Annotated in this window: 21 protein-coding genes and 1 pseudogene; 13 read left to right on the forward strand and 9 right to left on the reverse strand. The window is 39.3% G+C overall.

What is annotated here, in order from left to right:
• Positions 1 to 37 precede the first annotated feature (37 nt).
• Positions 38 to 322, reverse strand: coding sequence for a DUF4364 family protein (locus tag J4526_06710; GenBank protein WFO74762.1), 285 nt, complete (start codon positions 320 to 322; stop codon positions 38 to 40).
• A 9-nt stretch (positions 323 to 331) separates the two neighbouring features.
• Entirely contained in the window at positions 332 to 1,030 is a 699-nt protein-coding gene (locus J4526_06715; GenBank protein ID WFO74763.1) for a hypothetical protein, read from the reverse strand.
• 113 nt (positions 1,031 to 1,143) lie between these two features.
• Between J4526_06715 and J4526_06720 the strand changes: the two genes are divergently transcribed.
• Positions 1,144 to 1,704: a hypothetical protein gene (locus J4526_06720; GenBank protein ID WFO74764.1), complete on the forward strand. Its 561-nt coding sequence runs from the start codon at positions 1,144 to 1,146 to the stop codon at positions 1,702 to 1,704.
• 83 nt (positions 1,705 to 1,787) lie between these two features.
• Here the strand turns inward: J4526_06720 and J4526_06725 are convergent, their stop codons facing one another.
• Positions 1,788 to 3,101: a S8 family peptidase gene (locus J4526_06725; GenBank protein ID WFO74765.1), complete on the reverse strand. Its 1,314-nt coding sequence runs from the start codon at positions 3,099 to 3,101 to the stop codon at positions 1,788 to 1,790.
• A gap of 419 nt (positions 3,102 to 3,520) precedes the next feature.
• On the opposite strand from J4526_06725, the gene ppcA reads away from it, so the two are divergent.
• Positions 3,521 to 5,011, forward strand: a complete 1,491-nt coding sequence (ppcA, locus tag J4526_06730; GenBank protein WFO74766.1) for a phosphoenolpyruvate carboxylase — start codon at positions 3,521 to 3,523, stop codon at positions 5,009 to 5,011.
• An 84-nt stretch (positions 5,012 to 5,095) separates the two neighbouring features.
• Positions 5,096 to 5,935, forward strand: a complete 840-nt coding sequence (locus J4526_06735; GenBank protein ID WFO74767.1) for a class I SAM-dependent methyltransferase — start codon at positions 5,096 to 5,098, stop codon at positions 5,933 to 5,935.
• A 27-nt stretch (positions 5,936 to 5,962) separates the two neighbouring features.
• Here the strand turns inward: J4526_06735 and J4526_06740 are convergent, their stop codons facing one another.
• The gene (locus tag J4526_06740) at positions 5,963 to 6,748 is read right to left on the reverse strand and encodes a TrkA C-terminal domain-containing protein (protein WFO76367.1); all 786 of its coding nucleotides are present in this window, start codon (positions 6,746 to 6,748) and stop codon (positions 5,963 to 5,965) included.
• A 261-nt stretch (positions 6,749 to 7,009) separates the two neighbouring features.
• Here J4526_06740 and J4526_06745 point away from each other — a divergent pair, with 261 nt between their 5' ends.
• From J4526_06745 to J4526_06780, 8 genes are all read left to right on the forward strand, one after another.
• Positions 7,010 to 7,240 (forward strand): hypothetical protein, encoded by a 231-nt coding sequence (locus J4526_06745; GenBank protein WFO74768.1) that lies wholly within the window; start codon positions 7,010 to 7,012, stop codon positions 7,238 to 7,240.
• Between the two features lie 151 nt (positions 7,241 to 7,391).
• Positions 7,392 to 7,865: a hypothetical protein gene (locus tag J4526_06750; protein WFO74769.1), complete on the forward strand. Its 474-nt coding sequence runs from the start codon at positions 7,392 to 7,394 to the stop codon at positions 7,863 to 7,865.
• 359 nt (positions 7,866 to 8,224) lie between these two features.
• On the forward strand, positions 8,225 to 9,448 hold the full coding sequence (locus J4526_06755; protein ID WFO74770.1) for a hypothetical protein: 1,224 nt from the start codon (positions 8,225 to 8,227) through the stop codon (positions 9,446 to 9,448).
• 186 nt (positions 9,449 to 9,634) lie between these two features.
• Positions 9,635 to 10,288, forward strand: coding sequence for a hypothetical protein (locus J4526_06760; GenBank protein WFO74771.1), 654 nt, complete (start codon positions 9,635 to 9,637; stop codon positions 10,286 to 10,288).
• 184 nt (positions 10,289 to 10,472) lie between these two features.
• The gene (locus J4526_06765; protein WFO74772.1) at positions 10,473 to 11,036 is read left to right on the forward strand and encodes a hypothetical protein; all 564 of its coding nucleotides are present in this window, start codon (positions 10,473 to 10,475) and stop codon (positions 11,034 to 11,036) included.
• Positions 11,037 to 11,112: 76 nt separating this feature from the next.
• Positions 11,113 to 11,796, forward strand: a complete 684-nt coding sequence (locus J4526_06770; protein WFO74773.1) for a hypothetical protein — start codon at positions 11,113 to 11,115, stop codon at positions 11,794 to 11,796.
• Between the two features lie 77 nt (positions 11,797 to 11,873).
• The gene (locus J4526_06775) at positions 11,874 to 13,091 is read left to right on the forward strand and encodes a signal peptidase I (GenBank protein WFO74774.1); all 1,218 of its coding nucleotides are present in this window, start codon (positions 11,874 to 11,876) and stop codon (positions 13,089 to 13,091) included.
• The gene (locus J4526_06780; GenBank protein ID WFO74775.1) at positions 13,084 to 14,133 is read left to right on the forward strand and encodes a hypothetical protein; all 1,050 of its coding nucleotides are present in this window, start codon (positions 13,084 to 13,086) and stop codon (positions 14,131 to 14,133) included. The genes J4526_06775 and J4526_06780 overlap by 8 nt, the downstream gene beginning before the upstream one ends.
• 36 nt (positions 14,134 to 14,169) lie before the next feature.
• On the opposite strand, the gene J4526_06785 is transcribed toward J4526_06780, so the two are convergent.
• The 5 genes and pseudogenes from J4526_06785 to J4526_06805 all read right to left on the reverse strand — a co-directional run bounded on the left by J4526_06785 (position 14,170) and on the right by J4526_06805 (position 19,474).
• On the reverse strand, positions 14,170 to 14,673 hold the full coding sequence (locus J4526_06785; GenBank protein ID WFO74776.1) for a hydrolase: 504 nt from the start codon (positions 14,671 to 14,673) through the stop codon (positions 14,170 to 14,172).
• A 40-nt stretch (positions 14,674 to 14,713) separates the two neighbouring features.
• Positions 14,714 to 16,522, reverse strand: a pseudogene (locus J4526_06790) (DEAD/DEAH box helicase family protein).
• A gap of 162 nt (positions 16,523 to 16,684) precedes the next feature.
• Positions 16,685 to 17,710 (reverse strand): hypothetical protein, encoded by a 1,026-nt coding sequence (locus J4526_06795; protein WFO74777.1) that lies wholly within the window; start codon positions 17,708 to 17,710, stop codon positions 16,685 to 16,687.
• A gap of 159 nt (positions 17,711 to 17,869) precedes the next feature.
• Complete coding sequence (locus tag J4526_06800) at positions 17,870 to 18,745, reverse strand: TIM barrel protein (protein ID WFO76368.1); 876 nt, start codon at positions 18,743 to 18,745, stop codon at positions 17,870 to 17,872.
• A 174-nt stretch (positions 18,746 to 18,919) separates the two neighbouring features.
• Positions 18,920 to 19,474 (reverse strand): flavin reductase family protein, encoded by a 555-nt coding sequence (locus J4526_06805; GenBank protein WFO74778.1) that lies wholly within the window; start codon positions 19,472 to 19,474, stop codon positions 18,920 to 18,922.
• A gap of 211 nt (positions 19,475 to 19,685) precedes the next feature.
• On the opposite strand from J4526_06805, the gene J4526_06810 reads away from it, so the two are divergent.
• Together J4526_06810 and J4526_06815 are read left to right on the forward strand one after the other, a co-directional pair.
• The gene (locus J4526_06810) at positions 19,686 to 20,429 is read left to right on the forward strand and encodes a 3-oxoacyl-ACP reductase FabG (protein ID WFO74779.1); all 744 of its coding nucleotides are present in this window, start codon (positions 19,686 to 19,688) and stop codon (positions 20,427 to 20,429) included.
• Positions 20,430 to 20,796: 367 nt separating this feature from the next.
• Positions 20,797 to 21,255, forward strand: a complete 459-nt coding sequence (locus J4526_06815; GenBank protein WFO74780.1) for a hypothetical protein — start codon at positions 20,797 to 20,799, stop codon at positions 21,253 to 21,255.
• The last annotated feature ends 7 nt before the right edge of the window (positions 21,256 to 21,262 follow it).

Raw genomic sequence — 21,262 nt, forward strand, 5'->3', positions numbered from 1 at the left:
ACAAAATAACCTAGCTATATAATGGTGATCCGGGAAACTAAAACCTTAGCCCAAGAGCTTCAAGGAGCTTCTTTGTCTTCTCGAGCTCCTCAAGTGTTTCGAGGCCACGACTTGTTATCCTGTAGTAAGTCTTATCATCTACGTTTACCTCCTCAATGAGATTTTTCTCGAGAAGCTTTATGAGGATTGGTTTCAAACGGTCATAGGGTAGGCGTGCGTAGCATGATATTCTTGTTGCAGTAAGTTCTCCCTCGTCACGAAGTGCTTTGAGTATATCATAGACGATCCCTGCTTGGCTCCGGTATGTTTTCTTCTTCGGCATGACTCGTCATCACCTTTTCAGGCACAATGCAATAAAGTATAATCCTATTGGACGAAGAGTCTCTGCCATAGCGAACAGTATAGGATTCTGCATTAGTATAGCAGCTAGTCTAACAACATGCGATACCAGTAATACTCCATAGCCGAGTCTTCCCTCAATAGATCCCTTATGAATTATCACGATCAAAGCAGTCAAGATCGCTGAAACAGCGTCTCCAAAGAATAGTATGTATCCAAACACTCCTATGAGCGGGCTATGTACTGCAACTTGGTAAAATTTATTCTCCCCGGCATCACTATCGGTTATTTCCTCTCGTGATATCAGTAAACTTACTAGCATCAAAGTATACGCTAGAGAATACATCATACCCGATAACCCGTAGACAAGCCACGACCAGAAGCCTATGTGTCCAGCTAAAGCCTCTCCAGGACCACTCCATTTATGTTCTTTATACTCTACCGTGTGGAAGTGCTGGTGGTATACAGGCTCTGTAGTTATAGTTATCTTATGGAAAAACGTGGCAAACCCTGCTATACACGATAACATGAGCCCTACAAGGAATACAGTATACCCTGCTGTCAATAATACAAGACTTGTTATACCTATCATTCTCTGGAGTCTATACAATCTAGTAAGGATCAACACCACTATTGCAATCGCTATAATGTTCATGATTGATGATACTATAAACAATACTATAGAATCCAAAACATCAACACCATACTCTAGCATGTAGCCAGCTTATTGTTTAATACTACTCACAATTTGTGAGCCAGCCCTATAAATACTAAAAGACAATACTGAGCCCAGGTGAGACCAAGATGGCAGCCCTAAACACAGGAGCACTAATAATACTATCCCTCATCGCATCATCGCTAATAGGTGGACTAGCATATGCTGTATCAAGCGGCTATATCCAATCAACAAACATCAACATACCAGGTCTAATGCAGGCAGAGGATCACACATCTGGGGCCACTATGCATAGAAACTGCCATGGCGAACACGCTGAAGAACATGCAAAAACGAAGGATCACTGTGGCGAGTGCCTACAAATACATGAGCGAGAACATGAACACCAGTGGGTCCACGATGAGGCAGAGCACGAGGTAATACAAGTAGAGGGCATAGTAGTTGAAACTAATCCTGAAGAAGGCTACATAGTAGTCAATGCAGCGAATACAACATACACTGTAAGAATAAAGGGTATGTGGCTCGATGAATCAACCAACACAACAGTATGGTACACAGAGATCATAAAGTCAATAGAAACCGGTAGCCAAATAGTGGTAACTGGCTACGCATGCGAGCACAACAACGGAATAGGCGCCCAGTCAATAATAATCGGTGGCTCTGAATACGTGAAACCCCATATGGGTTAATGTATACTCAATGCTTTTTTCCTCTTTATTTTCTGAAAAAGAGTCTGGGAAAAAAGATTGTGTTTTTGTTTATTTACTTCTGTTTAACCTGTTGAAAGAGCTTGTTCAACAGCTTTATCCGCTCTAATGATGCCGTAGCCATATAGACTATCGTATCCATCGTTGTTTACGTCATCAGCTGTTGTATGCAGTATCCCTCTGATAGTGGTTGTTGATATATCGTTTTCAGTGCCGGGTGGCAACAGTGGGAGTCCTTGTGCTAGTCTAGCGGCCTGTATTAATGCTACTGTACCGGATACATGAGGTGTCGCCATTGATGTACCACTTAAAGTGGCATAGGTATCGTCTGGATACGTGCTCAGTATGTCAACACCCGGTGCAGCTACCTCTGGGTTCCTATTACTCCAATCTGGTACGAGATCATTGCTATCAGTGGCGCCAACAGCTATTACCTCAGGGTATGCTGCAGGATACGATGGTGTGTCAGCGCCTTCGTTTCCAGCTGCGGCAACTATGGTGACGTTGTAGCTGTAGGCGACACAGATTATGTCATGGAGCGCGTCGGGCGGAGATGATCCTCCTAAGCTCATAGAGATTACTTCTGGTGCATCATCCTCCGGGTCGCCGACTATGACTCCATCGCCATCACTGTCAAGAACGCCATCGGGTCCCTTGAGAGCTACTTCTATAGCTAGTATTAGGTCGCTCCAGCTTCCTGTACCACCGTTGCCTAGGGCCTTGATCATGTAGATCTCTACATCTGGTGCTACACCAACAACACCAATATCATTATCTATTGCTGCAACAGTACCGGTGACATGTGTTCCATGACCATTCTTATCACTCCAGAATACCTCCTTGGTCCTAATGACGCCGTTTACTACACTAACACCCCATTTGATGTTCTTGTATAGATCAGGATGGTCGTAGTCGACACCTGTATCGATTATAGCTACCTCTATTTCAGAGTCGCCATCACCATTAATGTCCACGAAGCCTGTGGTTATGTTCCAGACGAGAGGTGCTTTGATCCTATCGATACCCCATGGAATAGTTTCAGGGGGCTGTGTGTTCCGTGATCTCCCGGGCGGGTCTATGGGTGGAGCATATGCTCTTACTTCGCCGTCTCGTTCAACTCTAAGGACGCCCGGTGTCTTCTCAAGAGCCTTAATAGCTGGTGCAGGAAGATCGACTATGACAACTGGTATGAGATCGAGTTTTGTTACAACTTTTCCTCCCAAAGCCTCGACAACGCCTGGATTAAACGTTTTCTTGTCAATAGTCACAATAACTCGGACATTCTCTGTACCTGTAGCATTAGTTACAATTACTACGCAGACAGTACCCAATACAAGGGCCAATATTAGAAACAATATTGGGATTCTATTTACACTCATTGATATCACCTAACCTGTGTAAAAACATCAAAGAATCATATATAAAGTTTGCACCAAGATTAAGCTAGTATATATAAAGACTATATGAAAATAACTAGCTAACCAGTAAACTAATGAATCAATAAGATGAACTGCTAACTAAAGACAATACCTATTCCATGTAACAAAGACTCTATTTGAGAACAAATTCGTGTCCGCAATAGGGACACTTAACATATGCACATGAGCTCCTTAGTGCTAGTACGGAACATCCTTTGCATGAATAGGCTCTAGCATACATTATATCGAATTCCCCGCCACACTTGGGACACTTAACGAGGCCCATGTGCACCGCCCCGTCTTCAGCGAAGGCTTCTCTATGTAACAAAAACTTGTTGTCTTGCTAACAAATTTTTCTCTCCCCAAAGGCTCCCACCGACATGGGATTAAATATATTTACGGATGCCAGCAATTATACTCGTCTTAGGGCTTCGATAATGATACCGCGACTAATGGCTACACAACACCCGGACTCCACGAGACATGTTGGTGTTTACGACGAGATTGGCGAGGCTATTGAAGCGTATACGAAGTATATGTGCGATGAAGTAATGATTGATTATGAAGGAAAGCTCACGCCATATCATCAAGTAGAGTGGATTATCGAGAAAGCTTTCGAGCGCGATGTAAAGGTTGGTGAGAAACTCCTCTTAACCCCACGTGTCCCAAACGATAGTCTTGAAGACTTTAGTAGACACACAATGGCTGTTATGGAGGCTGTTCTAGCCAATGTCAAGGCCCAACGTCTGGGTTTCAAGCAGCCCGTAAAATACGTTATAATACCTATGACAGAGAACGTGAGGGATTCCATACGTATACAGCGTAGACTCTATAAGATCGAGAAAGTTATGTCTGAAGAATGTGGACTTGATCCAACATGGTTTCTCCTCGTAGTCCCACTGATCGAGACAGCGGATAAACAAGTACACTCTGACATGATAGCAGAGGCTTTCCACAGAGCCTTACTAAAAGAAGTATCGTTGTTCGTGAACGAGATAAGAGTATTCCTCGGTAAAAGCGACAGTGCATTACTCTACGGGCATGTCGCCAGCTCTGTAGCATTAAAAATAGGGTTGAGTAGACTCCATAGGTGGGGTGAAGAGAGGCTTATAAGCGTTAAGCCTATTCTTGGAATGGGTAAACCACCATTTAGAGGACATCTTACCCCAGAGAACATTGATACATGGACTAACGTGTGGAAGGGATATTCTACAGTAACAATTCAGTCAGCGCTACGCTATAACACGAGCTACGATAAGTACTTGCACGTAGTCGAAAAACTTAAGCAGGCGTCCAATATCAAGAAGCCCGCTATAATAGATGAAGATGTTGAGGCAAAGATACTAAGGATAGTGCCCAAGCTGTCTTTCAGTTATCGTAGATACGTTGTTGAAACAGTTGAGAACCTCTATAGTGTATTTGACGTGATCCCATCGACTAGGGAGAGAATGCAGTACACCAAGTATCATAGGATCATAGATGGCGTAAAGATTCCTAGGGCAATAAAATTCGTTGCAGGATACTATACAATAGGCTTGCCCCCAACATTACTGGATATACCTGGTCTAGCTAGTCTAGATGATAAGGAAGTAGAGCTGTTGCTTGAAGTATATCCGTCTATAAAGCTTGATTTAGAACATGACCTGAAGTACTATAGCCCACTAATAGCAGCCAATTATATTCAAAAGCAATTAATCGAGGAGATCTCTGGTAAACTTAAAGTAGTTGCAGACAAGCTGGCACTTGATATACCAGAAGCTGATCCCAGTTATCATAAGCTATTGGGAGAACTTGTTGAAAAGAGAGGCAATCCTGAGGAATCAAGGAAAATAGTTGTAAAATTAGCTGAATACAGAGGATTCCTTGGATAACCTGTTCTCCTATGTTATATAAAATTATTTATCTAATCTCTAGGATTTCTTATTCAATAAAGGCAATACTTGTGGTGTAGTTTCGTGTCTAGTGAAGAACTTGAACGGATATATCGTGTGTTCATATTCCCTGAGGACCCTTTTAGCGAGGAAGGTAGAGCTAGGTATGAGCGTGCTCTTGAGGAATTCAATAAAATCATTGAGCACACATGGGTTAAGAATATCATGGATACTCGCGATAAAGTACATGTACTAGATCTATGCGGCGGGACGGGTATTGGCGGAGTAGCTTTAGCAAAAAAGATAATTGAGGCTGGGAAAAACGTTGAACTAACAATTGTTGATCTACGTGGCTCTGCTTTAGAGAAAGCAAAAGAGTTTTGTAGAAGAGAACTCGGGTTTGAGCCGAGGACTGTGGTTTGGGATGCACGTAAGGTACACGAGCTTGGATTGAAAGTAGACCTCATGCTCATGTATGGTCTTGCCACACCACATTTCTGCCCATGGGATCTACTACGTGTCTACGCTAGTGCATCACTCGCCATAAGTGATGACGGGGTTTTTATTGTAGAGGAAAGCGATCGTTTCCAAACAATATTCAGACGCGTAGGCTACAAGGACATTCTCGCAGAACATGTATCGGAAGATCGTATAGTCTTGACTCTTCATAAAAGCCATGATATACTTACCGGCTATACAACACGTGTAGCAGTAGACTTGGTAACAAAACAAGCATCGCCTATGAATGTGTATTTCTGGGACATAGCTAGCTCAGCTACACTCTTATGGATATTCTTCAATGACATAGACTTTATACAGAAACCTGCCAAGCCATCAGGATACATAATAGCATATAAGCCTAGAAAAACGATCACGCCACAAAGTTTCATATCATGTCTACCCAAAATACTGCAAAATAAATAGTTTATAAGTTAGTTCAATAAATGCGTTTTACTTATTTGTTTCAGTAATCTTCTTAATTTCTTCTTCTACTTCTTTCTTTCTTGTTTCTTCCTTCTTGACAGCCTCTATGTGTTCTTTATCTCCTTGTGGTCCTCGTAGTCTCTTTGTAAGGTTTCTCAGGGTTTCCTCGTGGCCATAGCATATTAGTACATCGTTCTCGAGTATCACGGTGTCTCCACGTGGTGCTCCTATGAATACTTCTTTGTCATCGAGCTTCCTATAGATCCCTAGGACGAGCACTCCTTCGTCCGCCAGTCTTAGTTCCCGGAGTTTCTTGCCATGTAACCAGCTGTGTTCACGTACACGGAATTGTGCTATAGCATAGCCGCGACTTAGTCCCAATAGTTGCTCGTAGTCATAAAGCTTTAGGTTCGTGAATTTCTCAAGGGCTTTCTCGATAACCCAGCTAAGCCCGCGGTCAACGAGTTTAGATCGACTAAAAAGGTAGAGGCCGAAGAGACCAACTGCAAGCCACATACCACGAATCATCATTTCCTCCGGCGTTTGCCCAACAAAAGTGAGGACCAGTGAAGCCATAGTAGTCGTTATTCCAGCGCTACCAAGAAGCATCAGTATTCTAATGATCTTCCTCCTGACAGGATGAGAAACCACATACTCTGACTCTGATGTAGTGAATCCAACTCCAGAGAAAGCCGATTGTGCCTGGAAAGCAGCTATATCACGCGACAAACCAGTCATCTTAAGAGCAATAGTGCCTATCCTAACAACAATAATTGAGAAGAAGACTACAAGCAAAACCATTATCAATGGTATCAATAATACCAGCCTCCATCTAGCCTAGGCAACACCATTAAAATAGCGGCATCCAGCTAGCTAATATTTTTTCTTCAAATAAATTTTAGCCATTAGCAACTATGTAAAGCCTTGAGATCTCGGGAAACAATTAGTAAAACTATCATGGTTAGGTGGATACCGGAGACAACATGTTGAGAGAGAGCTGGCCGAAAGTATTCTGTTTTAATCATTGAAATACACTTATAGTTGTTAACAAACAGTAACTATTGGAGATGTGTAATGGTTAAACTATGTATTGTAGTGAAAAAGATTTTCTTTGAATCAATAATGGACTTTGCTATACATGCAAAAAGTGCTGAGGAAGTCTATGAATACATTAGAATGCTTGAAGAAGAGGTAAAGAAGTATCCCAAGGACAATATAGATATCGTCGATGCAAGGAACATTATAAAGACGGTCAATGAGAAATTTAGGATGAAGAAAGCCATGGGAAAGAATGTTGCAAGCTAGACTATTTTGTTTCAAAACTTGTTGAAGCATTTTATTGTTTTCATCTTTTATTGATTTGATGTTTGTATCTTCTAGTTATTATGTATGGCTTGATAACGATATGTTTAAATAATGTTTGCGTTTTCTAGATTTTATTTCACGGTGATATACTGTGTTTAGAAATAGTGTTGTGTTCTTTCCGGTTTCATTAGTGTTAATATTGTTTATCTCGTTCTCTTATGGAGTATATGCTGATTCTACGTTTAACGTTGATGTAGTAGTTGAGGGAAATACCTATAGGAATGTAAAGATTGTGTGCAATACTAGTATCTTATCTGTAGGAAAGATCCCTAATGGATTAAGAATTATTGTAAATGAGACTCCTGCTAAAATAGTGTTGTACCTTAATGGAGACCTTCATGTTGGCTATGTGAGGGGTGATGTGCTATACTATAATGTAGTGACGACTGATACTGGGGCTAGTGCTTTAGAAATATTTGTGTCGAAAACTAGCGGGTTAGCTGAAGTAGAAATAGTATTCAGGAGCCCATCATGGTTTCCCAGGATATCACTAATGACATTTATGGAGATAGCATTTATTGCATTGATTATACTTGTGATAGCTATAGTGATCAGGCGTAAATAGTGTTTAGTATACACGGACACAATATGTTGGTCAGCAACCGGTGCATCGATCATTTACTCTTCGATCACCGACGGAGTTGACTCATCATCCCATGCGTAGGCATGTCACAATTATTCTATGAGGTATTTGTTTTAAATCGCTATTTTTACGGTAACTCTCTTTTCTATGCCATAGCTTTTATTTATCGTGTATAATAAAGGATGTCTTGATGTTTTAAAGTGATATATTGTTTATAAATTAGTGGGGTCTATAAATGAAATAATTAGCGAGCTTAATGAGTTTGTTAAAGTATAACATCGTAGTTACGTTTATGGTAAGTTTTATGTAGGGATGATTACATTATTCGAATTGGTGGAAAATTGAAGCCTATGGTATACAATTATTTAATCTTGGGTTTCTTCGTAGTATTAGTACTTGCTTCTTCTTTCATAGTATCAGCTAATCCTATTCCAGTACCAGTTATTATTCTCGAGAAAGAATACATTAACATAGAAATAGAGAAGATAAGTTCTGATGAGCTACATGTTTCTGTAAGGGGTGTTTACCCATTCGAAAACATAATGTATGACCATGTGGTAATGTACTTCCCAATACCAAGAGAAGCTGTATACGGCAATATAACAATACTTTACGGTAATGAAACAATAAGAGACTGGACTATTGTAGAAAAAGGCTTTATTAGTGACCATGAATTCGAGTACAATACCGTCCTCGGTACACTGCCTATGATAAAATTTAGTATAAATGGTCTCAAAAACGTCTCTAAATTCAATATCACTGTTATATATGAGTATAATATCAGGAAAACAGATGGTGTATTCGAGACAATATATGCTATGGGTACTGGAAGATACTATTATTCAAAACAATGTACTGCCTACGTAACAATAGATCTAATTGGGCTAAAGGGGTACGAGCTAAGCCTCTCTCTGACGCCAGCTGAAAAATTTGAAGGAGGGGTAACAGAGTACTCTATGACCATAGATAGTGATCATGATAAAGTAATGTTGGTAGAGTCCAGCAGGTTGTTCCAAGGACTGGAAAGAGACTTGCTAATTAAAGTAATTCCACCAACTAATGTCACAACAAACACTAGTAACACCAATACCACTACTGGCAACAATACTGAGGCCAATGAGTGGGTTCCAAGCCAACCAAGTAGTGTAACAATAAAGACTTCATATGAAGAAGTCAATGGAACAACTATAGTGTATGTAACCATTGAGATGACTTTCCCTCACCTAGGCTTCCAAGTGGACTGGGGTAATGCTACAGTTGAGGACAACACAATAAAAATAAATACAACAGTTCTCGAATGGACGGGACCGTCAGGACAGGCAGTGATGAAGAAAACACATACATACACTATAGTTGGTATTGGCCCGGGAGATTATGTTATTGAATTATATATAAACAACAAATTGTATAACCAAACATCGTTGACAGTCAATAGTGGTGGTAATGATAGCAATAGTTCTCCTTCAGAAACAGTTCAGGCAAACACTAACTCCATGATAGCAGCGGGCTTAATAGTAGTGGTTATCATTGTACTTGTATTAATAGCCAAGAAGATACTTAGCTAATACATGTTCAAGACGTTGTTAAGCATTGTTTTGGAGTTCATTACTATTTTTGTTTCATTGTCTACAAAAGAAGTAGCTTATTTAATTTTAATATTTGATCGTAAGTGTGTATCTTAGGTACAGAAGATTTAATACTTATGTAACGTATATACTGTCTGTACATAGGCTTCTTAGGGTTGTTAAGTTGTGAGAGAAAATACATATCATAGATCTAGAATAGATATATTGCTGGCTATTCTAAAATTCATAAACAATGAAGGCTACGCGAAGAAAACACACATTCTCTATGCAACGAACCTCAATACACGTAGCCTCGAGAAGTTCCTAAAATATCTCGTCAACATTAATGCTGTAGAGATTATTGAAGACAATGGAGTAAAGTACGCTTTAACATCGCATGGTAGGCATATACTTAGACTTATAGTGAGATTAAAGACTATCCTTAATAGTCGTGATTATGCTTTAAAGCTTGGTAATGAGGTATTTCTAAATAAGTTGAATTCTGTTCTCAAAGATTCTGCGAAAGATGTATTAGTTGAGTCGCGTAATGAGAGAATAAAAGGTTACTCGGGATTAACTTATAATGTAGATATACTTGTTGGCATTAAGTACAAGTACGTTATAATACCTGTGGTAAACGTTGTCAACAACTATTGCGAAGAGATAGATAACGCAATATGTAAGGCCTTATTGTATCTATTTGATACTGATTATAAATGTATAATGCTGCTTAGCAATGCTAACAACAATAATTGGTCACATGTACTAGGCTCTATTAAGAATTTGTTTAATAAGATCGGTATAGATGAGGATAGATATTTTTTTGTTAGAGTGAAATAGTCTATGGATGCACTAATAGTATGTATGGTCTGTTCTTAGTTTAGTCTAGATTATTCGAAACAAGTTATATGTATAAGTTGTACATATCTGTCTTATGTATGTAAGGTAGATACTTGTTATATAAATTTGTCATACAATATCTTCTTATATTACAGAAACAATTATGTAACCTAAGGTGTAAAACGTGAAAGCCTTCAGTAAAATACTCGGAATAACCATGCTATCAATAATACTAGTAGGCTTCGGCGCAGCATTGGCAATGTGGAGCGAGACACTGAGGATAAACGTGTACATCAATACAGGTGAAGTGAAGGTAAAATGGAGCAATTGGTCATGCAGTGACGTAGGGATAGACCCTCAAGCACCGGGCTTCAATAACACTGAGGAGAAAGATGTGGCTAAATGTATAGTGAAACCAGAATTATATGATGCAGAAGGAAACCCGATCAAGATGAATATAACACTAGACAACGTATACCCTGGATATGCAGTAAACATAACACTCATAGTAGATAACATTGGTACAATACCAGTAAAACTATTGTCATACTCTTGGACAAACCTTAGTGCACAGGATGAAGAGGCACTTAATATAAGCCTCATAATACCCAATAATACGCAAATCGATCCACCAAATGGTACAGGCGTATACATACTCGAAATTATAGTGACACAACAGGCAAATGAGACAGCTACGTATCACTTCGACTTAGAATTAACGTTTGCGCAATGGAACGAAGTACCATAACCATAGTCTAAATAGTATGGTTTAAAATAATTGTTTTTTAAATCTTTCGTAACCGTATAATCAGGTGTAACTAAATATGATATATAAGAATATAGTATTAGGTTTAATAATAACGGCACTAATGTCATCGGCATTAGTAGGCCTAGCTATGTGGTACGATACACTCAAAGTAAACGCGTATGTTGATACAGGTGAGCTTGACTGGGAATTTGTAAATGGTACGATAATCTATAATGATGCATGTGGATTAGCCCCAGGCTATGGATTCTTTGCTGGAAATGATTGGAATGCATCATTCTTACCATCTCCAGGCGCACTACAGCTTGACAAAGATGTTGGCTGCACAGTCGTGTCATTAATTGATACAGATAGTGACGGCGATTCTGACACGATGAACATAACACTAGTAAACGTGTATCCATGGTACTATACGCACATAGCATTCAAAGTACACAATGATGGCACGATACCATTGAAGATATGGCGTGTAAGAATAAGCAATGGAACACATGAGTGGTCTTATTATGAATTAAATGAACAGGTATTACAACAAGGTGTTTATGTAGACCTCAATAGCGATGGAAAAGCTGACATACTAATATGGTGGGGCGACAACTTTGGTGAACAGCTTCATCCATGTCAAAGTGCTGACATAAGTCTTGACTTAACAGTACTTCAGGATGCACCAGAGAACACAACATTGACTCTATATATATTCCTTGAAGCAGTACAATGGAACGAATATACTCCGGGCCCATAAACCTGCCCCGTACCACACAAAACCCAATATATTTTTTCACCAAATAACTCAATCCGTGGTTGAGGTAGTAGTAAACCTTGAAGAAAATAACTACTACAATAATACTGCTCTTTATTTCTGCATACATGCTTCAAAATCTACAAGTCCTCTATGGGCTAACTTTCTACGTAATTCCTTCAATTATATGGATCATAATGTTTGTTACATTCATAGCTACTAATAGTGCACATGATATTTTTGAGCAAAAAGAGTATGCAAACGTAATCTCGTTTATGCTCTTAGCAGGTCTTATACCATGGTATGCTGCGGGAATATACTTTGGTTTTGGCTTTAACTTACTAGCGGTAATGCTTTTCCAGTATATTGTATACATAGTGTATAGGATTTCATACGTTATTTCATTAGAAGTTCTTAGAAACATCTTTATAAAGAAAATGAGTTATCTCTGGATAAACCAAAGATTTCTTCTTCTAGTTTCCTTGGCAACAACATTGCTCAGTGTATCATTATCTAAGCTTGAAGGTCTTGAGATCAAGGACATTCCCGAGTTAATGGTATTATTTTCACAAAACCTTATATTAACCATTATTGCTTGGAGATATGGGTTTAAAGCTCAGTTATTCTTCAGTATACCATATACTACTATGATAAAACTTGTACCAATAATGCCTGATTTAACTGGAGTAATTAGATGGTTATTACTGGTATTTATATCATTACTCCAAGCATCAATATTCTATGTATATAACGTTGTTGAGAGAAAGACATCAATAGGCATAGATCAAGTTACGGGCTCATTCTATAAGGCGAAGATAAGTAAGTTCGTTAATATTGTTAACAAGATACTGCTTATCGGAGCAATAATATTTATGGTGGGTTTCTTTGTTGGATACCGTGCTATAGTAGTGGCTAGCAATAGTATGCAACCAACACTGAGTAGAGGAGATATTGTTGTAATTAATATCAATGATCTAGATGCTAATAAAGGTGATGTCATAGTTTTCATTGTAGGAAATAAAATGATTATCCACCGAGTTATTGCTTCTTATCAGAGAAACGGCGAGCAAATGTATATAACACAAGGAGACGCAAATGATGCTCCCGATCCATGGGTTTTAAAGAAAGAAAATATTGTTGGTAAACAAGTATTTACTATACCACACATGGGATATCCGTCGCTACTTTTTTCTGGAATATTTGAAAGTCCTGTAACAGGTATTGGTGTAACTATAACTTTTATACTGGGTTTATTCATAATATACATACTAAGAGATGTGGTGACTGTTTTTGAATAAAAATATCGAGTTAAAGATAATGTTGTACTTTAGGAGATACATCGAGATTATACTCTTGCTTCTCCTCATAGCATTGGTTGCCTCCTCTATAATAATGGTGTATGCTTACAGGCAGAGAGAATATATTGAGAACAAATATACTATAACGTATGCGTCTCTTAAAGCAACAGTAAAAAGTGCTGTAAAAGTAAAGCCAGCTCTCATATACGATTACAGAACTGTTATCAATACAAATCAAGTATACTACAATCTAGTTAAAGAAATAGTGGTGAATATATCGGTAAAAACAGTATTAAATAGCAAAACCAGTTTGGGGAAGATAGTATCCGCAAATACTAGTGTCTCAATGGGTTCAGTAATAAAATCTGGTTCATGGGCAAAAAGCTATGATGTAACCTATGTGAAGGTAAAAGATAACCCGCTTACGTATACAATAAGTATTGATGTAAATAAAATATCAAAAGTAGTTAACGTAATTGATTCCGAAATCAATCAACGTACACGAGAATTCGAGTATGAAATCCCAATAAATATTGTAGTAAGAGTGAAATATAGCAATGGTGCATTGAAAACGTATAACCTTAACCCCAAAATAATAATTTCATTTAATAAAGATGCCAATAGAATATCTATTTCTTCAAAAGATTTAAGCAGAGAATACTCAAGTTATTCGAGAAACGTTAAACCCAATATATTCAACCCCATAGGCATGACTATTGTGGACGCCAGAAAAACATCTCTGTACATGGTACTAGCTTTTACAGCCCTATTTCTTGTTACACTAGTAACATATGTAAGGAAGGTAAAATTAACAAGTAAACCGCCAAGTTACTTAAGCAAACACTCTTCTCAAATTATTTATGGAGAACTTGTTGACAAAGGAAGCAAGCCAATAGTATCGTTACAAAATATAGAATCACTGTTTAAACTAGCTAAACACTACAAGAAGCCAATACTGTACAGCAGGAAAGACAATAGTTTTTATCTAATTCTTAGCGACACAATATACATGTACAATCTACCCGAGAATAAGGAAAGCTAGACCTAAACACCACATACTTAGGAAATATCTAATATATTATGGCTTCTTTTTATACTTCATAACAATGAATAGATAATATATTATACCAATGAGTCCAGTTGCCATACATATCATGTATATTTCGTCGGTAAGTGATGGATTATACAGGAAGTTATATTGCAATGGAATGAAAGGTTTTATGTCCGGGTATAATGGGGAGTCAAATAGTACGTGTAGTACTGCCCCCAATATCCCGGCTAGTATATAGCCTTTGAGGGCAACTGCATAATCTATGTTGTCCAGGAAAACACTATAGATCGGCTTCAAATACTTCTCTAGTATATACATTGTATATCCTAGAAGTATACCTATGATTATTGCTGCTAGGAATGTATGTGCATAACCATGGAGTGGATAGTCGAGACCCAGTATGAACACCATTATGATAGGCTCTAGGTCGATTATCAGGTTTGCTATGAGGAAAGTTGGTGGATGAATATGTTTTCTCAGTAGCAACCCAAAGAATAACCCTGGACCTATGTGGAATAGTGTGAATGGCAATAGGGGTCCCGGGTCTTCTCTTCCTGATGTTTATATGTTGTTAACCTGTATTGTCTTTATCGGACGGTGTTTTGTATATGTATTTGATGTACTTTTCCGCTGAGAAGATATTTTTGACCACTGTCTCTAGTACTTTCTCGTCTTCTATAGTGAATGTATAATGTAACATTACTTGTTGTAGTGCACCAGTAGGCAATGGTATTTGGAGGCTTGCTGTTAGTTTGCTTATTTTACCGTACTTCCTTAGTATACTCCTTAGCCTCGATAGTATTGTCTCGTATGTTCCCGTGATTGCTTTGAGTTCTTTAGTTTCTATGTATGGTTTTATTTTTGCTCTAAGCTCCTTGTTAGGGGTAAGGTATTCTTGATATTGCTCGTTAACCACTTCTATATCCTGTGGTAAAGCATAGGTTTTGCCTAGGTGAGTGTATATGTAGAATACAAGTGCTTTTTCTTCTAGTTTCTTCAGAGCCTTATGGACAAGGTCTATAGGCATGTTCACGATCTCGCTGATCCACTCCGCGGGCATAGGTCTTCCTTCAAGTAGTGCTATTATACGGCTTCTCGTGGTCCTCCTCCATAGAGACTCTAGCACCTCCTGGTCAACAGGCACATCTACACCAGCTTTTCGGGCAACTTCAAGCGAGTCCAGGAGACTATCCATATCCGGGGTATCTGGTGTAACAATGTATGTAACAAACTTCAGCCCCTTGGCGCCGACCAGCCTAAGGATCCTCCCATGCCTCTGTATAAACCTTATTGGACTCGCCACATTACTCCATATAACTAGTAGATCCGCCTCCGGGAGATCGATTCCTTCCTCCCCAGCCGAAGTAGACACGATCACTCTCGTGTCCGGCAAACGTGCTTTCTCCAACACAGCCTTGACATCAGTCTTCATCTTTGCCCGCCCATAGATTGCAACAGGGCTATATTCACTCAGTTCCTCGACAAGAGTCTTAGCTACAATGACTCTATCAACGAAAATAATAGCCTTATCGAACCCCTCGTGGTCACGGAGAATCCTCTTCAATGCATCGAGTTTATGCAGGGGTCTGACACCAGGGTTTTCAAGCAATGGCTTGACATGACTTAGTATTCCAGCTAAACTAGTCTCCTTTTCAAGGCTCTCCTTGAGAGCAAGTGCTCCATCACGTACAAACCACCTGATAGCAGTGTTTACGAGACCACGCAGTCTCCCAGCATAGTTCATTCTCGTCTCTTCTAGTACGTCTAGAACCTTCTTCTCGGCATCATTGAGCTCGGCTTCATAGATCTCTCCTATCCATGGTGGAACATACTTCTTTATCCTCTCGTCTTCCCAGCTCCAAACCCTTATCTCGCCAATATACCCCTTGATCTCATCCCAACGGCTCCTCGGGATATACGCTGTTAAGCCGAGTCTGCGTTTAAACCTTGTTTTCTTCATGAACTCCGCGTAAGCATCTTTGCCGGTAGTGTGATGGCATTCATCTACTACAACACCATCGAAACCCTGCTCAACAACAATCTCGTGGTCACTTAACGCTGTCTCGGGAGTCGCGACAGCTATTACGGCCTTCTTCCAGAGCTCAATACGTTTCCTACGGGGGTACATTCCGTGAATAGGGGTTGCCTCAACGCCCAAGACATTCCTTATATACTTTGCTGTCTGTTCCACCATGATCCTTGTTGGCTCGAGGAAGAGTATTCTCTTAGCTTCACCCGTCTCCAAGAGCTTCTTGGCCCAGAGAACAGCGATCAATGTCTTCCCGGAGCCAGTTGGCATAACAACTACAGCGCCCTTCCTCTCAAGAGCCCATTCAACAGCTTCAACTTGGTAATCTCTTGGTTTTACCCGTAGTTTGAACTTGTTTGCCAATACCAACACTCCACATCATAGTTTATTGTTGGAGAAAATATAAAACATGAGTGGCATCAGTTCCATTATTGTTTTAGTGAGTTACGATATAGAACGTTCGTTGTTTAAGAACAGTATTAACTGTAGGTATATTTCACGTTTTTAGTTTATTCATAGTTCTCGCAGTCCTTGCTCCACAGTTGCTCTTATGCGTGCTTCGTCAACAATGTCTCTGGCATGGGGTATATCTAAGACTAATCTTATGACAGCATTTTCGTATCCTGTCATGTAGTATGTGGCATAGCTTTTGCTTATTACGGGTTTAATCCATGAATTGTCTATGTTGAGTAAGTGGAAAGCATTTTTAGTATCAGGTAATGGGAGTATCATTATCTCTTTGGGAATAACTAGGTCTAATACGAATTCTTTTTCTCCACTAACATCTAGTTCTCCAATAGTTTTTGTTATATCGAAGAGTTTGTCTCTAGACCTAGTGTAAAGTACTAATCTTGCCGCTCTCGATTTATTCTTGTTGTACTTGAGCTTGATATAGATCTTATCGTTTTTCTTTTCGATAACAGCTTCAGCGTAGTCATCATCTTTTCTTACTGATAGCACGTTCTTTTCTACATTAATATCAACAGGCCCTAGTATAGCTAGATAAATACTGTTCTCACCTTCAGTTATCTTCAATGCATTACTTAGTATGTAGAATTGGCTTGCCGTTTTCCTTATGTTGGATTCATAGGAGAAGTAGATGTATGGAGCGACTAGACTCCTTAACTCTACTTCACCACTACCAGCAATACCTTTCTCTTCAAAAGAGAGAACTTCTTTCTCCGATCTCTCACCATAACGATACCTCCCTGCTTCAAGAACCCCGTAGCTAACTCTTGCTCTTGATGGAACTATGATCTTGTCTTTATCGATTTTTATTCTCTCAAGCATTCTCTTAAATTCAATGTATTTGTTTACAGACCGTGTATATACAATGGGGTAGCCTATAGTTATGAGAAGCAATAATATAAGTGCAGATACCAACCCAAGATAGGCACTTATGCCTGTTGTAAGTGGCTTAAATAACGTTAAATATACTATGGTGGTAATGATGAGTATTGAAATCATAGTACTAGCAAGGAAGACATGTTTAACATTAGAAGCATAAGTCTTGGATGCAACATTGATAATACGGGCCAAGATGTACACCAAATAAATACTATCCTGTCTGGAATGTTCTTAACAGAAAATACGTTGTCTTCCGTTATAAAGATTACTCAAGACTTTTTCTATACAAGTATTTATTATAAAAAATAATTGCTAGCATTTACTTATCGTCATTACTTTAATCGTAGCAGTCTAGAGATGCTGTACGGCACGCTTCATTATCTCTGCATAAAGCATTATAGTGTCTTCATACTTTGTCTCGGGTGGGCCGGTATAGATTATATGCATTCTTATTGGTATGTTCTTGCTTCTAACCTCCTGCACCATGAACTTAGCTAGCGCCTCTGCCAACGGCTCTAGGCTTGGGTAGCCCTTGCCTAGTGGTACACGTTTCTTCAGTAGTCTCCTGCCGAAATATACACCAGTTACTTGGCTGAACCTTAGGCTTAGGAATCCATGGCTTATCTCAAGGTCTTTCTTGAGTATGTCTAGCCAGAACTCAGGAGTAACCTCCTTGTCGGCTGCTATGAAGTTACCGTGCTGGTCAACCTTCTTCTCGTACATGAATATGTTTTCTAGCTGCAGACTGGGTATTACACGATCGCTTCCAACAGCCTCTATTATAGCCTTGATCTCATCTAGACTACCTACCTGCCTCCTCGTATAGGTTGTCTCGAGACTTATGTACACGTTCTCAGGAGCGGCTTCAAGAAGTTTCTTAACGATATCAGCAACGGCATCAAGGTCTCTTTGATCCATATAGACTCTCCAGCCAAGATGCAGGTTGAAAACCTCGGCACCAGCCTTAACGGCTTTCTCTAGGGCGGCCTTCATGATCTTTAGGATCCTGCTTGATATCGCTGGGCTATCACTTATAAGGTTGTAGTATGGGGCATGAGCAGTAATGGTTGTGAAAGCTTTCTTCCCGAAGTCACTGTAAGCTTCAAAGTATTCTGGTCCACGTGTTCTACGAGAAAAATCCCACGGCGGGATCTCGGTAAGCCTCATGCCGAGAGCAGCGGCTTTAGGCAAAGTATTCAATGCATTATATGTACCCCAGTCAAACAATATCATTCAGATACCACCACAAAATAACTTATACACGACAACTTAATAAATACAGTGATCATTGACGGAGTATTATTAATGGAGAACATTGATCGAGAGAAAACTATTAATTAGATTTTGAATAACAGGGATTGAATGAATGTTTATCGATATAATCGCTATTGTTGTGTTACTTTATTCCTTTGCTTGATAGTGTTTTGTTGTAGTAGTGTATACATTTTTGCCTACATGTAATAATGGTTTTATATCCTCTGGTACAAGCCCGTTTTCGAGCACTCCTTCTTTTGCTTCAGCGTATAGTACTTGGCATAGTATTAGGTTATGGTCTGTATACTCGATCTCATTTACTACTTTGCACTCCAGTACTGCTAATGCCTCCTCTATAGCTGGTGGCTTAACTTTCTTTGAGGATTTTAGCTTGAATCCTGCTTTGACTAGTTTGTCTTTTACATCTCTACCAGACACTGAGCCCACGTAATGGGTTTGGTTCATGTGGTCAAAGCTCATGATATTAATTGTTGCTTCACCAGACTCCTTCAACAACTTGTAAGTGTACCTACGTGGCGCCAGAGAGAACGCTACAATAGGCGGGTCAACGTTTACAGGAGTAATCCATGATACTGCGCAGCCATTGACTTCACCGTTCTTACTTATTGAAACAACAATAACAGTTGGTCTTGGATGGAGGAGGCGGAAAGCCCATTTTAAGTCAATAACTCTATGACTCATACACTATCACCATAATGAAAATAACGTGTTTCCTCCTAATAGCTGTATCAACTCTGTTTGGCTCTGTACTATTGGCTTCTTCTACACCATGATCTTGTTCTTTTACTATCTATGCATCTCTTAAGATTAATCAATGGGCTTATAGTATTGAGGATGTTTTAGAATAATTATTTTTTCCTAGTAAGGAACTATATTGTTTTGGTGATTTCCTGTGGTTGAAGGGTATGTTCTTGTAACAGGGGGCAATCGTGGTATAGGGAGGGCCATTGTACTAAGGTTTGCTCGTAGCGGTTACTATGTAGTATACACCTACCATAGTAACCGTGATACTGCTAAGAAGGTTCTTGAAGAGATAAGAAAACTTGGAGGCGAGGGATTCTATGTACAAATGGATGTTAGTGATCCTGAGAGTGTTGAGAAAGCGTACAAGGAGATAGCAGATAAGATCCCTTATCTTAATGTGCTAGTGAATAATGCTGGAGTATTTCATGACAAGAGTATTGATGAGACTACTCTTGAGGAATGGGAGCATGTGATAAGAGTGGACTTGACCGGCGTATTCTTGGTTACAAAGACATTCCTGCCACTCTTGAGGAAAGCTCCTTGGGCAAGCATAGTGAATATAGCTAGTCTTGCTGGACAAACAGCGGGAGTAGCATCAGCAGCTTACTCTGCAGCCAAGGGCGGCGTAATAGCCTTGACAAAGAAGTTGGCACTCGAGCTAGCCCCTAAGATTAGAGTTAATGCAGTAGCACCAAGCTTTGTGGCAACAGATATGGTGAAGAAATACATTGATACACCAGAGAAGCTAGAGAAAGTAAAAGCGCTACACCCCTTGAGAGACATAGCACGCCCCGAGGACGTTGCTGAAGCAGTATACTTCCTTGCAACACCAGCTTCAAGATTCATAACAGGTGTAACATTAAGCATTAATGGAGGAAGATTTATGTACTAAAGTAGTTAAGACCACAAAATAATCGTGTATAGACTTATAAAGATATTTTTCTTTAAACACTTGTTTTCATTTACACTTATACACTTATGCAGATGGTGTCTAGTAATTTTTGCAGTTTGTGTAAATAGAATACGAGTAGATAATTAATTTATTGGAATAAGATGCTTGGAAGTACACGCTTATGGGAAGATCTTTTGGGGAATAAAGTTATCTAGAGATTTGGTAAATGTATAAAGAGAAATATATAGTTGGGCTAAAGATTAAAACTATAGTAGATTCATTGAGTCGTAGTGACGAGAAATCCTGAAAACGGCAGTAATTTCGATACTCGATTACATTAATAAAAATAGTAGAAACGGTGACAAGAATGTGTCCACCAAATGGGCGGCGTGTGGTTATAAACAAAAAGAGGGGTTTGTATTATATAAAAATCAATGATATTGAATGCCGTGTTTCCACTAGAGAGCTTATGAAGCATCTTGCAACATTGCCTTATGACGAGGATAATATAAGTCTCGACGATGTCCTAACGAATAAGTACTATGTACTCCATGTTCTTGTAGAACTTTGTCTCCTGAAGTCAATGGGGTACAAAATAGGTGAACGGACGTTTAAGGAAGTAGAACTAGAAGACCTTTGGAGAGCCCACTTAAAAGCTCTTGACATAGAACTTAAGCATGCAGTAAAAGATGGTAATAAAGAGTGGGTTTTGAGAAGGTTGAAAGAGCTAGAGGAATTTCTCGAAGATACGTCGTTATCTGATGAGATTAGAGAAGAAATACTATTGCTACTCAACAAATGGTTTTACATGGAAGAAAAAGATTAGCCAAAGT

It is taken from the genome of Desulfurococcaceae archaeon MEX13E-LK6-19 (assembly GCA_029637525.1).
GTDB lineage: Archaea > Thermoproteota > Thermoprotei_A > Sulfolobales > Desulfurococcaceae > MEX13ELK6-19.

Excerpts from the sequence above, each read along its gene's own strand:
- J4526_06745 (WFO74768.1), top strand. The coding sequence starts at position 7,010 with ATGGTTAAACTATGTATTGTAGTGAAAAAGATTTTCTTTGAATCAATA.
- ppcA (WFO74766.1), top strand. The coding sequence starts at position 3,521 with ATGGGATTAAATATATTTACGGATGCCAGCAATTATACTCGTCTTAGG.
- J4526_06805 (WFO74778.1), bottom strand. The coding sequence starts at position 19,474 with ATGAGTCATAGAGTTATTGACTTAAAATGGGCTTTCCGCCTCCTCCAT.
- J4526_06770 (WFO74773.1), top strand. The coding sequence starts at position 11,113 with ATGATATATAAGAATATAGTATTAGGTTTAATAATAACGGCACTAATG.
- J4526_06720 (WFO74764.1), top strand. The coding sequence starts at position 1,144 with ATGGCAGCCCTAAACACAGGAGCACTAATAATACTATCCCTCATCGCA.
- J4526_06815 (WFO74780.1), top strand. The coding sequence starts at position 20,797 with ATGTGTCCACCAAATGGGCGGCGTGTGGTTATAAACAAAAAGAGGGGT.
- J4526_06710 (WFO74762.1), bottom strand. The coding sequence starts at position 322 with ATGCCGAAGAAGAAAACATACCGGAGCCAAGCAGGGATCGTCTATGAT.
- J4526_06725 (WFO74765.1), bottom strand. The coding sequence starts at position 3,101 with ATGAGTGTAAATAGAATCCCAATATTGTTTCTAATATTGGCCCTTGTA.